Source organism: Ruficoccus amylovorans, from assembly GCF_014230085.1.
Classification (GTDB): Bacteria; Verrucomicrobiota; Verrucomicrobiia; order Opitutales; family Cerasicoccaceae; genus Ruficoccus; species Ruficoccus amylovorans.
Window position 1 is genome coordinate 130,761 of record NZ_JACHVB010000013.1, and the last position, 14,483, is coordinate 145,243.

Sequence of the window (14,483 nt, forward strand, 5' to 3'; positions counted from 1 at the left end):
ATCGCCCGGCCAGCAAAAACCCGCGCAAAAGAACCGGCTCCCGATTGCGCGCAGCGGCAGTCTCGTTACACTGGGAGGCTATGAGATTTTACAGCCGCAAATGGATCCGGCCCGCCGACCTGAACTCACACGGAAGCCTCTTCGGTGGACAACTGCTGCAATGGATCGACGAGGAGGCAGCCATTTTCGCGATGTGCCAGCTCAACAACAACCCGAACATCGTCACCAAGTACATTTCCGAAATCAACTTCACCGCCTCGGCCCGAACGGGAGACATCGTTGAGATGGGCATGGAAGTCGTAGCCTTCGGGCGCACCTCGATCACCCTGAGCTGCGAAGTCCGCAACAAGGTGACCAAGGAAAAAATCATCACCATCGACCGGATCGTCTTCGTCTCCCTCGATGCAAACGGACGCCCCAGCCCCCACGGTTGCACCGAGGAGCGCGACTGAACCGGGTGACGCGGCAAGCCACACAGCATCTGAAAAAAACTCCCTGACCATCAGTTCCGCTGATCCGTAAACTTTTCTCATATTAGCCATGACAATCCGCTTTCAGCGGCTATAACGGGTGGTGCACCTTCGTTATACGCCGTTACCATGAGAGCCATCCGCCTGCTGCCGTTCCTGCTGTTGCTCCTGCTCGCCGCTCCCGCCTCACGGGCGGAGTCGTACGTCGCCCTCCCCAACAGCGGGTTTGTCGTGCGCTACCCGATCGACTACCCCGCCTGCAAGATCTACCCCTCGCAGTCCTTCGAAGTGTTGAGCGAAGACGGCGACTCGTACTTCGTGCCGTACGACTTCGGGGACGCCGTGCATGTGGTCGAACTACCCAAGAAAAAGAATGGCCGTACCGTCAGCTTCCGTGACGGGAACACCGCCCACATCAACGGCATGGTCATGCAGAAATTCGAAAAAGGCGTCATCCTGATCGAAAAAGGCACGGCCTACCCCGTGACCAAGGCCGAGGGCGGCCAACTCGAACTCATCGTCCCAGTCGGCGACAGCAAGCGCCGTGCGCCCTTCCCCGAAAACCTCTTCCGCCTCGTCGAGGCCGAACGCTACCGCGAGGCCAGCGAACGCCCCAGCACCTTTGCCACCACGACCGGAGACACGTCCGAAGACCCCCGGCCCAGCCTCAGCGCCGCGGACCTGGAAAAACTCGCCGCCGCCGAAAAGGAAAAGGCCGCCCGCGTCCACGCCTCCCAGACCAAGGGCCGCTACATGCCCGTCCGCTCCACCGAGGATGCCGTCGGCGTGGTCACGACCGCCGAGGGCTCCGGCACCGGCTTCCTCTGCCACATGGACGGCGTGGTTTACTTTTTCACCAACAGCCACGTCGTCGGCTCCGGCGAAGACCTGACCATCCGCCTGCGCGACGGCACGAAGCTGAAGCCCCGGCTGATCGAGCTGGCCGAGGACCGCGACCTGGCCCGGATCAGCATTGAGAAACAGCCCCCGAGCCTGACCTTTACCACCCGGAGCGACATCGGCGACGACGTCATCGTCTATGGCAACAGCGCCGGGGCGGGCGTCATCACCAAGATCAAGGGCGAGATCAAAGGCGACGCCTACGACCGGATCGAGACGAGCGCGAAGTTCGTCCCCGGCAACAGCGGCAGCCCCATCGTCAACCGCAAGGGCGTCGTCGTCGCCGTGGCCACCTACGCCACCTTTAACCCGACGGACAAAAAAGACTGGGTCATGGCCGGAACGGGCTTCGATAAGGTGCGGCGCTTCGGGGTCAAACTCGACGACAAAATCAACTGGATCCCCTTCCACCCCGAGGCCCTCCAACTCATCAACCACCAAATCATCGAGGCCGAAGCAGCCCTGGACCAGTCCGCCTCGCTCATGGCCGTCTATTATAATGCGCCCTTCGAGCCGGTTATCATTCCGGGCATCGAAAACCCGCGCCTGGCCCAGTGGATCACCGCTCACAACGCCGTGGTCAAGGAATACGCCGCCCTCGAGGGCAAACGCTACAGCATGAGCGAACGCAACAAGGTGCTCGCCATTATCCGCAACCGCGGACGTGCCAAGGGGCGGGCGCTGACGGACTTTTTCCGCGATCAGGCCGAGGACCTCGAAGCCCTTCCCCTCGTCCCCCGCACCGGCTTCCACGCCGAGCACATCAAGCGCACCCAGGAAGGTTTTAGCCAACTGGCCGAGATCAACGAGTCCATCACCGAGGGCATGTGGTAAGGCCCCCCGCCCGCAGTCGCGGACGGGACCATTCCCGTGGATTAACGCTTGGCGAGCGCGGTTTTTTCGGTTTAGTGCTAGGGGTTTCGCCCAAACAACACTTTCCACCCATATCATGCTCCAATCCGGAATCGTCGGACTGCCCAACGTGGGCAAAAGCACTCTTTTCAACGCCCTCACGCGCACCCGCAAGGCCGAGGCCGCGAACTACCCGTTCTGCACCATCGAGCCGAACGTCGGCGTGGTCGAAGTCCCGGACGAACGCCTCGCCCCGCTGGCCGAAATCGGCGGCACCAAGACGATCATCCCCGCCGCGATTGAGTTTGTGGACATCGCCGGGCTCGTCGCCGGGGCCAGCAAGGGTGAAGGCCTGGGTAACAAGTTCCTCGCCAATATCCGCGAGGTGGACGCCATTGTCCACGTCGTGCGCTGCTTCGAGGACGACGACATCATTCACAACATGGGCGGCGTCGATCCCGTGCGCGACATCGAAATCATCAACACCGAGCTGGTCCTGGCCGACCTCGAAAGCGTCGAGCGCCAGATCAACTCCTGGGCCAAGAAGGCCAAAAGCGGCGACAAGGAAGCCCAGGCCCACAGCGCCCTGCTCCAGCGTATTGTCGCCCACACCGGCGAGGGTAAGCCCGTCATCACGATGGACCTCAGCGACGACGAGCGCGCGCTTCTGAAATTCTACAATCTGCTCTCGGCCAAAAAAGTCCTCTACGCCTGTAACGTGAAGGAGTCCGACCTGGCCGACGCCGACAACCACCCGCTCGTGCAAAAGGTCGCCGCCTGGGCCGCCGAACACCACGGCGCGGGCTACTGCCCGATCTGCGCCCGCGTGGAAGAGGAACTGGGCGAACTCGCCCCCGACGAGGCCGCCGAATACCTGGAGAGCCTCGGCATCTCCGACAGCGGCTGCAACCGCCTCATCCGCGAAGCCTACAAGTTGCTCGGGCTGGCCAGCTACTTCACCACCGGGGAGAAGGAAACCCGCGCCTGGACCTTCCGGCTCGGCCTCAAGGCTCCCCAGTGCGCCGCCGTCATCCACACCGACTTTGAGAAGAAATTCATCAAGGCCGAAGTCGTCTCCTACGACGACCTCGTGAACGCCGGCTCCATCGCCGCCGCCCGCGACGCCGGCAAGTACCGCCTCGAAGGCAAGGAATACGTCTTCAAGGACGGCGACGTTGCCCTCTTCAAGGTCGGTGCGTAACCGCCACCGGTCGGGTCACCCCCGGCGACACTCCGACTGGAACAGCATAAAGGCGGCGCTGCCCACGCCTATCCCAAACACGATGCTGCAAGCATCGAAAGTGCAGGCTTCGCCTGCCGCGGGTGCGGGCTGCGTAAGCCCGCAATAATTATGCCGGGGACTTAAAGACTCGGCACACTATCGGTTACGGTTTTATTTGAACCGTCCTAAAACAGAATCACGTTCTCGGGACGCGGCTGGGGGCCGGGGGCGGAACCGAGCACGTAATCAAGGATGCGACCGGAGAGCTTGTTGATGGCCGCGTAGCGTTCGGGCGGGGCGGCCAGCATCTCCTCGGCGCTTTGGACGTAGTCGCCGGGGACGATTTCGTCGCCGCAGTGCTCGATCAGTTGAGCGGCGGTTTCCGGGGTCGTCTCCAGGTGGAACTGCATGCCAATCACGTTCACGCCCAGTTGGAAAGCCTGATTGCGACAACCCGCGCTGGAGGCAAGCAGGCTGGCCCCTTCCGGCAGGGCAAAGGTTTCCCCGTGCCAGTGATAGACGCTCAGCCGCGCCGGAAAGGTAAAGGTGCCCGTCGGCGCGGGAACGGACTCGACCGGGAACCACCCAATCTCGGGCTTGGGGTTGCGGGTGATGGCGGCCCCAAGCGCACTGGCGATGAGCTGGGCCCCGAGGCAAACGCCGACCACCGGCAGCCCCCGCTTGACCGCCTCGCGCAGGAAGGCTTTCTCCCGTACCAGCCAAGGGTGCTCAGTGTCGTCGTTGACGCTCATCGGCCCGCCCATAGCGATGACCAGGTCGAGCGAGGCCGGGTCCGGCAGCCCGGCGGACTCGTAGAGCCGCGCGGTGTCAATCTGCGCACCACGCTCTCGCAGCCAGGGCTCCATGCTGCCGATCCATTCAAAGGGCACGTGCTGTAAAACCTGTACTTTCACCTGAAAACCTCCCGTGTTTGTTGGACGCGTCTAGGTAGCACGCAGCTCGCCCGGTTTCAAGCCGTTCCGGCAGAGAGTTTTCCCGCCACGCCTTATCAAACCAAGCTTATAGCACCCATAAGCGCCGCTGTCGCTCACCAGTTAGCCTTGACCGGGGGCGCAATATGAGAATCGTTCGGCCATGCGATTAATCTCCTGCACGGCGGGCGCGCTGCTCTCACTCGCGCTCCTGCTCAGCGGCTGCTCTGACGAGCAAGTCACCACGTACCGGGTTCCCAAGGAGGAGCGCCCGGACCTGACGGCCACGGTGCCCGCCGCGACCCCCGCTTCGACTTCCCCCGGCCAACCCGGCATGAGCGGCCCGGCCATGACGGAAATGCCCGGCCTGGCCGCGCAAACCTCTGGCTTTCAGGCCCCGCAGTGGAGCGCCCCGGCCGATTGGCAAGCCCAGCCGCTGGGCTCGATGCGCAAGGGGAGCTGGACGGTTTCCACCGGCAGCGGCAGCGCCGAGATCAGTGTGCTGGCCTTCCCCGGCAACGTCGGCGGCGACCTGGCCAACATCAACCGCTGGGCCAATCAGGTCGGCCTCGGCGCCATGAGCCCGGCCCAGCTCGACAGCGAACGCGCCGCCCACACCTTTACCATCGCCAGCGGCGAGCAGGGCTTTTACGTCCACCTCGACGGCCCCTCCGGGCAGAGCATTGCCGGGGCCATCATCACCCACGGCGGCGCGAGCTGGTTTTATAAAATGATGGGCGACACCGCCACCGTGCAGGCGCAGACCCCCGCCTTTCTCGAATTTGTGCGTTCCTCGCGCTTCCCCGCCCAATGAAGTCACTTTACCGCTTCCTCAGTTCGCTCAAGCTGACCGTCGTCCTGCTGGCCTTCAGCATCCTGCTGGTCTTCTTTGGCACGCTCGACCAGGTCCACTACGGCATTCACGAGGCCCAGCGCCGCTACTTCGAGAGCTTCCTGGCGCTCTGGCAATACCCCTCCGAGTGGTTCGGCGGACTCCAGCTCTCGTGGTTCAAGTTGCCCCTGCCCGGCGGCTTCACGCTCGGCATCCTGCTACTGGTCAACCTCTGCTGCGCGCATTTCCGGTACTTCCGCCTGAGCTGGAAACGCTCCGGCATCGCCATCACCCACCTCGGTGTGGTCGTGCTGCTGGTGAGCGGTTTCCTCGTGAGCTGGCTGCAGGAGGAGAGCCAGATGTGGATCGACGAGGGTGGCCAGAGCAACTACGCCGAAACCCACCTCGACAATGAGCTGGTCTTCATCGACCGCTCGAACCCGGACTACGACGAGGTCGTCAGCATCCCGCAAAGCCTGCTGCGCGACGGGGCGCACATCGAGCTTCCGCAGCTCGGGCTGAGCCTGAACGTGGTGGACTTCATGCTCAACGCCGGGCTCGGCACGAAGATGCAAAACCCCAACGGCCCCACCCCCCGCGCCGACCGCGGAGCCGCCGCCCGTATGGGGCTGTTCGCGGTGGAGAAGGCCCCCGACTACAGCGACAAGGGCATCAACACCACCACCGCCATCATCGAGCTGGAGGGCGCCGAGGGTCCGCTGGGCACCTGGCTGGTTTCCAACGTCATGGACGAGCACCGCTTCCCCCCGCAGACGCTTGAGGTCGGCGGCAGGACCTACGAGGTTTACCTGCGTTTCAAACGCACCTACCTGCCCTTCTCGCTGGAGCTGAAAAAATTCACCCACGACAAGTACCCCGGCACCGACATTCCTAAGAACTTCGCCAGCGACGTGCGCATCCTCACCCCCGGTGAGTCGCCCCAGCCGGCCCTTATTTACATGAACCACCCGCTGCGCCACGGTGGCTTCACTTTTTACCAGGCCTCCTTCGGCAAGCAGGACACCGCCTCCATGCTCCAGGTCGTGCGCAACCCCAGTTGGCTCGTGCCGTACCTGGCCGTCACCCTCGTCGGCATCGGCATGTGTATCCAGTTCCTGATACACCTGGTCCGCTTCACCACCCGCCGCTCAGCCCAGTCCCGCTCATGAAAACCTTTGTCCCCCTCCTCTGCCTGCTCGTGGGCGTGATCATCATCGGTCGCGGGCTGGTGCCGCCGAATTACCAGTCCGAGTACGACGTGCGCAGCTTCGCGGAGCTGCCGGTGCAGTCCGGCGGGCGCGTCCTTCCACTGGACTCGGTGGCTCGCAACAGCCTGCGCCTGCTCAGCGGACGCCAGAGCGCCAAGCTCCCCGAGGACGGCAAGATGAGCGCCATCGCGTGGTTCATGGAGCTGTCCTTCAACCCCGTGGCCGCGGACAAGATCCCCGTCTTTCGCATCGACAACCCGCAGGTGCTCGGCCTCTTCGGCTGGCAGCAGGAGGACCGCAAGCTCTTCTCCTTCGACGACCTGCGCCCCCACTTCCAGACCATCCAGCAGATGGCCTCGCAGGTCAACCCCGAGCCCAAGCTCCGCAGTGCCTACGAGCGCCAGCTGATCAAGCTGACCAGCGCACTGATGGAGTACGACGTGCTCGCACGCTCGATCCAGCCCGGTGGCAACCTCGACCAGGTGCTGCTCGAATACGGGGCCTGGGAACGCATAGTCGAGCCGGGCCGCACGGCCTTTGACCAGAAGGAGCGCGGCGAGAGCTTTGACGCCGAGGACCTGGAGCGTTTCACCTTCCTGACCAGCCGCTACCTCGACATCTCCAAGCGCGGGGGCTTTGGCATCGTGCCCCCCGCCGGTGAGCAAACCAAGGCCGACGACCACTGGCTCAACCTCGGCGAAGCCCTCCTGCAAACCATCGAGAGCGGTCAACTCAACCCCATCGTCGATGACTACGCCAAGCTGACCGTCTTCTGGCGGCAGGCCAACCCGCAGGGGTTTAACGAAACCCTCACTGCGCTGCACACGCAGCTCGCCCCCGCCTCGCCGACCGGGCACGTCGCCTTTGAGGAATTTTTCAATACCTTCGAGCCCTTCTACCGCGCCAGCGTCCTCTACGTCATTATCCTCCTGCTCGCCGCCATCAGTTGGCTGTGGATGCCGCTGCCGCTCCAGCGCGGGGCCTTCTGGCTGCTCGTGCTGGCCTTTGCCGTGCATACCTTCGGACTGCTCGGGCGCATGTACATCCAGGGCCGCCCGCCCGTGACCAACCTGTACTCCTCGGCCATCTTCGTCGGTTGGGGTGCGGTCCTGCTGGGCCTCATCCTGGAGCGCATCTACCGCAGCGGGATCGGGAGCTTCGTCTCGGGGCTGGTCGGGTTTGTCACACTCATCATCGCCCACAACCTCGCCCTCAGCGGCGACACCCTGGAAATGATGCAGGCCGTGCTCGACTCGAACTTCTGGCTGGCGACCCACGTGGTCATCATCACCATCGGCTACTCTGCCACCTTCCTCGCCGGAACGCTCGCCATCGTCTATGTGCTGCGCCGCCTGCCCGCCGGAAGGCTTTCCCGCGAAACCGCCGCCAGCCTCTACCGCATGGTTTACGGCATCACCTGCTTCGCCCTGCTCTTCTCCTTTGTCGGGACCATGCTCGGCGGCGTCTGGGCAGACCAGAGCTGGGGCCGCTTCTGGGGCTGGGACCCGAAGGAAAACGGCGCGCTCATCATCGTGCTGTGGTGCGCGCTCATGCTGCACGCCCGCATCGGCCGCCTCGTGGGCGAACGCGGCTTTATGCTGCTGGCGATTTTTGGCAACATCGTGACTGTCTGGTCGTGGTTCGGGACGAACATGCTCGGCGTCGGGCTGCACTCCTACGGCTTCATGGACAAGGCGTTTTTCTGGATCCTGCTCTTCATCGTAAGCCAGTTCGCGCTCATCGCGCTGGGCCTGACCCGTCCGGCACCGGGCACACGGACCACCCCCAAGGCCGCGAACGGCCAGGCCTGATCCCCGCCTGCGAAAGTCCTTCAAGCCCCCGACTTAGCCCATTATTTGCATTGCCTGACAGCAATAAACAGGTATACTTATATTCCATGAAAATCACTCTCTCTCTTCTTTCCCTCGCTGGTCTTTTCCTTTTCGCCGGGTGCCAGAACACGCCCCAGACCGAAGCCCGCGCCCGCGAAATGGACCGCGCCACCGAGGCCTACCAGCAATCGCTGAACGAAGGCGCTGGCAACATCAACGCCCCGGCTGACGAGAACCCGCTCGGCGTCCAGAACGAAGCTGGCGACTACTAAGCCGCCCGTTTCCGGCTCCGGACAACCCGTCTCGCGCCAATCCAAGCGCGAGGGAATACACAACTGATTTCTTCTTCAACCCATGAAGCTCCTTCCGTACACTCTGATTCTTACCGGGCTCGCGCTTCTGGCCGGGTGCAGCGGTGCCCCCACCACACCGCAGGAGGCCGCCGCCGACCAGCGTGCCATGTCCATCGCCAACCAAAACGAACAGGACCAGATGGATACAGACATGGGCTACACCGATCCGGCAGCGGAAGATGTCGAGACCGGTCAGAACCCGATCCTCGACACCGAGACCCCCGAGTAAGGCAGTCGCCGGTTAACCATTTGACATCAAAGCCACTTCCACACGGGAGTGGCTTTTTTTATGCCAGCCTTGAGTTGGGTAATGGATTTAACAGGAAGGCCGGGAAGTGAGGGAAGGAAATCCCTCCGGTCTTATTTGCGTTCTGCTGTTAATCTACCCAAAGCACAAAAAAACGGCATCGGAGTTCCGCCTGGCCAAGCAGCAGTGCCGACCAAGGATCAATACCCACAAGCCTCACGCCAAGGGCTTCAGCAGCGAACGGGCGTGCTCCCGGGCGGAGGCAGACTTGCGGTCGCCGAGCATGCGGGCCAGTTCCTCCTCGCGGGCGGGAAGATCGTCGTGTAGTGGCTGGATGGATACAGTCGTCTCGCCGTCGCCCTGGGACTTCGTCACCACGTAGTGCTGCCGCCCCTGCGCGGCGACCTGCGGCAGGTGCGTCACGCAGAGGACCTGATGCTCCCCGGCCAGCGCGGCCAGTTCGCGCCCGACCTCGGCTCCGATCTCGCCCCCGACATTGGCATCGACCTCGTCGAAAACCAGCAGCGGCGTGTGGTCGGCCCGGGCCAGCACGGCCTTGAGCGCGAGCATGACCCGCGCGGTTTCACCGCTGGAGGCGATGCGGTTGAGCGGGAGCAATTCCTGCCCCGCGTTGGCGGAAAAAAGATAGTCGCAGCCGGAATCCCCGGTCGGCCCCAGCTCCTTGAGCGCGTGGACTTTTATCTCGAAGCCCGCTTTCTTGAACCCGAGCCGCTTGAGCAGTTTGCCTACTTCGGCGCTGAGTTTGGTCGAGGCGGCTTCGCGCTTTTTGGTCAAAGCGGCGGCCAGTCCACGCAGCGTTTTTTCCTTCACGGCAGCCTCGGCAGCCAGGCGCTCCAGCGTGCCCTCGACATCGGACTGAGCCTCCAGGCGACCCGCCATCTCCTCGCGCTTGGCCAGAACTTCCGCCACCGTCGGGCCGTGCTTGCGCTTGACCTCCAGCCAGGCCGCCATGCGGGACTGAAGCAGTTCCGCCGCCTCCGGCTCGATGTCCACCTCGCCCGCGAGTCGGGAGAATTCGCCGCCCAGGTCCTGTAGCTCAATAATCGCGGCCTCCATCCGGGCGGAGAGACCGGCGGCCTCCTCGTCAAGCTGGGCCAGCTCGTGCGCGGCCCGTTGCATGGCGCCGAGTTGCGTGACCACGCCCTCGTCGCCGGTCAGCCCGGCCTCCAGTTGCCCGGCCAGTTCGGCCAGCTCCTGCGCCCGGTCCAGCCGTAAAAAATCACGCTCCAACTCGGCGATGGATTCCTCAGAGGCTTCCACCTGATCGATGCGGGCGATCTGCCGGGAGAGGAACTCCTGCTCGTCCTCGTCGAGCCGGTCCGCCGTGCGCAGTTCCTCGGCCTGCCGCAGCAGGTCCTGCCAGGCCGTGTAGTGCTCGCCGTAGGTTTCCAGTTCACTGGCCAGCCCCGCGAAAGCGTCAAGCATAGCCAACTGGTGACGCCCCTTGAAAAGCTTCTGCGGCTCGCCGGGGCCGTGAAAATCGATCCAGTGCCCGCCCAGTTCCTGCAATGCGGCCAGCGTGGCCAACGCGCCGTTGACCTGGACCTTGGCCGCGCGCTGGCGGTGGATCACCCGGCGCAGGACGAGCGCCCCATCCTCGCAGGCGGGCAGCCCCAACTCCTCCAGCATGGTGTCGATCCGCTCCGGACGAGCAAAATGCAGGGTGGCGGCAACTTCGCAGGCGTCCTGCCCCTGCCGGATGACGGTCTTGTCCGCCCGGTTCCCGGCCAGCAGAGAGAGCGCCCCGAGCAGCACGCTTTTGCCCGCGCCGGTCTCGCCGGTCACGGCGGTGTAGCCGGGCTCGAACTCCAGTACCGCCTCGTCCATCAAGGCCAGATCACGGATATGCAGTTCTTCGAGCATGGACAGAGGTTGGGCAAATTCCCGCCCGGAGAAAAGCTGTTTCTGCGCCCGGACGCATCATTCCACCGCGCTGTCACCAGTTGAGCACTCCCGGCCTACCCCTCTCGTCTCCTTCGCACACGGATGCTCACTGCGGCCTGAATGACCCCTCACCGGAAAATTTACCTAAAAAATTCCCTTGCCAGCGGCCATAAAATCTATTCGATGACCACCTTCCTTCCGTGGGGGTATAGCTCAGTTGGCTAGAGCGCATCCTTGACATGGATGAGGTCACAGGTTCGAGCCCTGTTACTCCCACCAGTTTCCCCGGAAGGACAAGAGGCGTTTTCCATCGAGAAACGAATGCCTCGTTGCCGCCTATCAGGCAAAGCCTTGCAGCGTTTTAATTCATTGGCTATGGTCAGGTATGGCCGTTCACACAACAATGCGGACCAAACATCGTGTCGTGGTAACCTTTGTCGCACAGCTTACCGCAAATAGGGCACTTTGAGTCCCGATTGCATTGCCACAAAACCGGCATAGCGGTTGAGTTTTTGAGCGGAATAATACTGGGGTCTTCCAAGCACCTCCCGTTTCATAATAAAACCCGCCCGTTATTTGGAGACATACATCGGCCAACTCCCACTCGCCATTTTACACATACAGCAACAGCAGCCATCCACCTGTCAGCATTAGGGAAATCGCTTCTCCCTCCACACGCCCCCCTGAATCTATCGCGTCAGGTAGCGAGGCCGTCCGATCCACATCAGGATAAGCGAATACACGAATCCTACTCTCCAGTGCGTCACTTCGCTAAAACATTATTGCGCAGTGGCGTGTTTTCGTATCCTTTTTAGGGCATCGTATGAAAACCCCATCGCCTTTGTTCCTAGGTATAGACGTCGGCACCGGCAGCGCGCGCGCCGGGCTTTTCACCGCCAGCGGCGAGATGCTCGCCACGGCCAAGCAGGACATCCCCATGTGGAAGCCAAAAACGGACTTTGTCGAACAGTCCTCCGAGGCCATCTGGCAAGCCTGCTGCAACTCCACCCGCGCCGCCCTCAAAGCCGCCAAGGCCAAGCCCGAACAGATCGCAGGGATCGGCTTTGACGCCACCTGCTCGCTGGTCGCGGTTGATGCGGCGGGCGCGCCCGTCTCGCTCAGCCCCAGCGGCAGCGACGAGCAGAACGTGATCGTCTGGATGGACCACCGCGCCATCAGCCAGGCCGAGCGCATTAACAGCGGCAAACACAAGGTGTTGCGCTACGTCGGCGGCGTCATTTCCCCGGAGATGCAGACCCCCAAGCTCCTCTGGGTAAAGGAGAATATGCCCAAGGCCTGGAAGCGCACGGCGCACTTCTTTGACCTCCCCGACTACCTCACCTACCGCGCCACCGGCGACACCACGCGCTCGCTGTGCTCGCTGGTGTGCAAGTGGACCTATCTCGGCCACCAGGGCCTCGACGGCGCGGGCTGGGACAAAAGCTACTTCGAAAGCATTGGCCTCGGGGACTTCGTGCAGGAAGGCTTTGCGCGGATCGGCACCCGCGTGCGCCCGATGGGCGAACCGGTCGGCAGCGGCCTTACCGCTCAGGCAGCCAAGGACCTCGGGCTGGCCGAAGGGACGCCGGTCGGCGTCTCCATCATCGACGCGCACGCCGGCGGCCTCGGCCTGCTCGGTGCTTCGCTGGGCAAGCAAAAGGTCGGCTCCGCCACCCTGAACAAGCGCATCGCCCTGATCGGCGGCACCTCCTCCTGCCACATGGCCGCCTCGCCCGAACCGCGCTACATCAAGGGCGTCTGGGGGCCGTACTTCTCGGCCATGATCCCTGGCTTGTGGCTGACCGAGGGCGGGCAATCCGCCACCGGGGCCCTGCTCGACCATGTGATTTTCAACCATCCGGCAGCCGCCGGCCTTCAGGCCGAAGCCGAGATGAAGGGCACGAGCATTTTTGACCTGCTCAACGACCACATCGACGCCCTGGCCAAATCCGAAGGGCTGAAATTCCCGGCGGCGCTGACGCGCGAACTGCACATCCAACCCGACTTCCACGGTAACCGCTCCCCCCGTGCCAACCCGACTCTTAAGGGCATGGTAAGCGGCCTCACCCTCTCGGCCACCCGCGACGACCTCGCCCGGCAGTACCTGGCCGCGATTCAGGCCGTCGCCTATGGCACGCGGCACATTCTCGACGAACTGAACAAAAAGGGCTACGACATCAAGACCATCTTCATCTGCGGCGGCGGAACCAAGAACCGGGTCTTCATGCGCGAGCACGCGGACATCACCGGCTGCACGCTGGTGCTGCCGCAGGAGCCCGAAGCCGTCCTGCTCGGAGGAGCCGTGCTGGGCTCGGTCGCGGCGGGCGCGAACGACTCCGTCCTCGCCGCCATGAACGCCATGAACGTCGCCGGCAAAACCATCGAACCGGCCCGGGGCGCCACCGCCCGCTACCACGACGCCAAGTACGCCGTCTTTCACCGCATGCACAAGGACTTCCTCGCCTACCGCAAGCTCATGTCCGAAAGCTAGGCCATGTGGACTAAGGTCGTTTCTTTTGACCGGAACGGGCGTCTCCCGCAAAATATTTTGCAAGATGCGCCCGGTTCCGGCACAGAAGATTTGCCAGCGGCGGTTTTTTCCTGAATCGTAGAAAAGAGAGGCCGTCCCAGCAATCGACCCATTATGAAAAAAGCAAGCACAGGCAGAGTCACGGTACGTCAGATCGCCGAAGAGGCAGGGCTGACGATCGGCTCGGTGTCGAGCGTCCTGAATAACAAGCACATCGAGCGCCGGATATCGCCTACCACTGTAGCAAAGGTGCGCGAAACCGCTGCGCGTCTCGGCTACATGCCCAATATCAACGCCCGCCGCCTGCGCAGCGGCAGCGACTCGCTCAACTCAGTCACATTGGCCGTGATTACCAGTTACGAGGCCCCCCTCACGCTCGTCAACCGCATCATCAAGGCTATCCGGCAGAATGTGGACGAAGAGCGCAAGAACGGCAGCCCCTACCAGTTCACCGTCACCATCGAGATGTTCCCGGCGGGGCAACTCAGCACCGTCCCCGGCCTGCTGACCGGCAGCCAGTTCAACGCCGCCATCATCACCAACACTACCCTGGCCGACGACCAGTTTCTCCAGCGCAACCAGCTTCCCTACCCCGCCGTGGTCGTCAACCGCTCGATCCCCGGCTACCCCCGCGTCTATGAAGATCCCGAGACCGGAACCCGCGCCGCGGACCTCCTGCTCGACTCCGGGCGCAAGCGCCTGGCCGTGCTTCACGGCAGCCCCCTCACCCAGGTCACGGACACACGCGTGAGCAGCTTCATGCGGCGCGTTTCCCAGCGCCAGGGCACGTCGATCAAGGAGATCGTGGCTTCGACCCTGAGCGAAGCCGCCGCCGCCGAAGCCATGCGACACTTCCTTTCCCAAAAGGAAAAGATCGACGGCCTGTACGCCGTCACCGACGGGATGGCCCTCGGAGCCTACCACGCAATCAAGGCCACCTCCTTGAAAATCCCCCACGACATCGCCGTCGTCGGGGCCGGTGACTACGATTTCTCGCCCCTGCTCGATCCGTCGCTGGCCACGGTCGGTGCCGACCAGCAAAAGCAGGGCCTGGCTGCCGTCCACATGCTGATGGACCTGGTCCACCTGCGCTCCACCCGACAATCAGAAATCAGTATCCCTGTCGAAGTCATCCCCCGCGGGTCTGTCGCTTCCGCCTGACCCGGTTTTTATCCGGACCCTTTATTCATTATTCACATT

At 63.1% G+C, this 14,483-nt stretch carries 12 protein-coding genes and 1 tRNA gene; 11 read left to right on the top strand and 2 right to left on the bottom strand.

What is annotated here, in order from left to right; translation table 11 throughout:
- Positions 1 to 80: 80 nt before the first annotated feature.
- From H5P28_RS03815 to ychF, 3 genes are all read left to right on the top strand, one after another.
- Entirely contained in the window at positions 81 to 452 is a 372-nt protein-coding gene (locus H5P28_RS03815) for an acyl-CoA thioesterase (RefSeq protein WP_185674387.1), read from the top strand.
- A 147-nt stretch (positions 453 to 599) separates the two neighbouring features.
- Entirely contained in the window at positions 600 to 2,204 is a 1,605-nt protein-coding gene (locus H5P28_RS03820; RefSeq protein ID WP_185674388.1) for a S1 family peptidase, read from the top strand.
- A 115-nt stretch (positions 2,205 to 2,319) separates the two neighbouring features.
- Positions 2,320 to 3,423, top strand: coding sequence for a redox-regulated ATPase YchF (gene ychF, locus H5P28_RS03825; protein WP_185674389.1), 1,104 nt, complete (start codon positions 2,320 to 2,322; stop codon positions 3,421 to 3,423).
- Between the two features lie 206 nt (positions 3,424 to 3,629).
- On the opposite strand, the gene H5P28_RS03830 is transcribed toward ychF, so the two are convergent.
- Positions 3,630 to 4,358, bottom strand: a complete 729-nt coding sequence (locus H5P28_RS03830; RefSeq protein ID WP_185674390.1) for a glutamine amidotransferase-related protein — start codon at positions 4,356 to 4,358, stop codon at positions 3,630 to 3,632.
- A 181-nt stretch (positions 4,359 to 4,539) separates the two neighbouring features.
- On the opposite strand from H5P28_RS03830, the gene H5P28_RS03835 reads away from it, so the two are divergent.
- The 5 genes from H5P28_RS03835 to H5P28_RS03855 all read left to right on the top strand — a co-directional run bounded on the left by H5P28_RS03835 (position 4,540) and on the right by H5P28_RS03855 (position 8,830).
- Complete coding sequence (locus H5P28_RS03835; RefSeq protein ID WP_185674391.1) at positions 4,540 to 5,190, top strand: hypothetical protein; 651 nt, start codon at positions 4,540 to 4,542, stop codon at positions 5,188 to 5,190.
- The gene (locus tag H5P28_RS03840; RefSeq protein ID WP_185674392.1) at positions 5,187 to 6,377 is read left to right on the top strand and encodes a cytochrome c biogenesis ResB family protein; all 1,191 of its coding nucleotides are present in this window, start codon (positions 5,187 to 5,189) and stop codon (positions 6,375 to 6,377) included. The genes H5P28_RS03835 and H5P28_RS03840 overlap by 4 nt, the downstream gene beginning before the upstream one ends.
- Entirely contained in the window at positions 6,374 to 8,227 is a 1,854-nt protein-coding gene (locus tag H5P28_RS03845; protein ID WP_185674393.1) for a cytochrome c biogenesis protein, read from the top strand. Before H5P28_RS03840 ends, H5P28_RS03845 begins: the two co-directional genes overlap by 4 nt.
- Positions 8,228 to 8,313: 86 nt before the next feature.
- On the top strand, positions 8,314 to 8,520 hold the full coding sequence (locus tag H5P28_RS03850; protein ID WP_185674394.1) for a hypothetical protein: 207 nt from the start codon (positions 8,314 to 8,316) through the stop codon (positions 8,518 to 8,520).
- Positions 8,521 to 8,602: 82 nt separating this feature from the next.
- Positions 8,603 to 8,830 carry a hypothetical protein gene (locus H5P28_RS03855; protein ID WP_185674395.1) on the top strand — a complete coding sequence of 76 codons (228 nt, stop codon included), beginning with the start codon at positions 8,603 to 8,605 and terminating at the stop codon, positions 8,828 to 8,830.
- Between the two features lie 234 nt (positions 8,831 to 9,064).
- Here H5P28_RS03855 and H5P28_RS03860 read toward each other — a convergent pair whose 3' ends face one another.
- The gene (locus tag H5P28_RS03860) at positions 9,065 to 10,732 is read right to left on the bottom strand and encodes a DNA repair protein RecN (RefSeq protein WP_185674396.1); all 1,668 of its coding nucleotides are present in this window, start codon (positions 10,730 to 10,732) and stop codon (positions 9,065 to 9,067) included.
- 223 nt (positions 10,733 to 10,955) lie between these two features.
- Here H5P28_RS03860 and H5P28_RS03865 point away from each other — a divergent pair.
- The 3 genes from H5P28_RS03865 to H5P28_RS03875 all read left to right on the top strand — a co-directional run bounded on the left by H5P28_RS03865 (position 10,956) and on the right by H5P28_RS03875 (position 14,444).
- Positions 10,956 to 11,032, top strand: a tRNA-Val gene (locus H5P28_RS03865).
- A gap of 544 nt (positions 11,033 to 11,576) precedes the next feature.
- Positions 11,577 to 13,244 carry an FGGY-family carbohydrate kinase gene (locus H5P28_RS03870; RefSeq protein WP_185674397.1) on the top strand — a complete coding sequence of 556 codons (1,668 nt, stop codon included), beginning with the start codon at positions 11,577 to 11,579 and terminating at the stop codon, positions 13,242 to 13,244.
- Between the two features lie 153 nt (positions 13,245 to 13,397).
- Complete coding sequence (locus H5P28_RS03875; RefSeq protein WP_185674398.1) at positions 13,398 to 14,444, top strand: LacI family DNA-binding transcriptional regulator; 1,047 nt, start codon at positions 13,398 to 13,400, stop codon at positions 14,442 to 14,444.
- Positions 14,445 to 14,483: the final 39 nt, after the last annotated feature.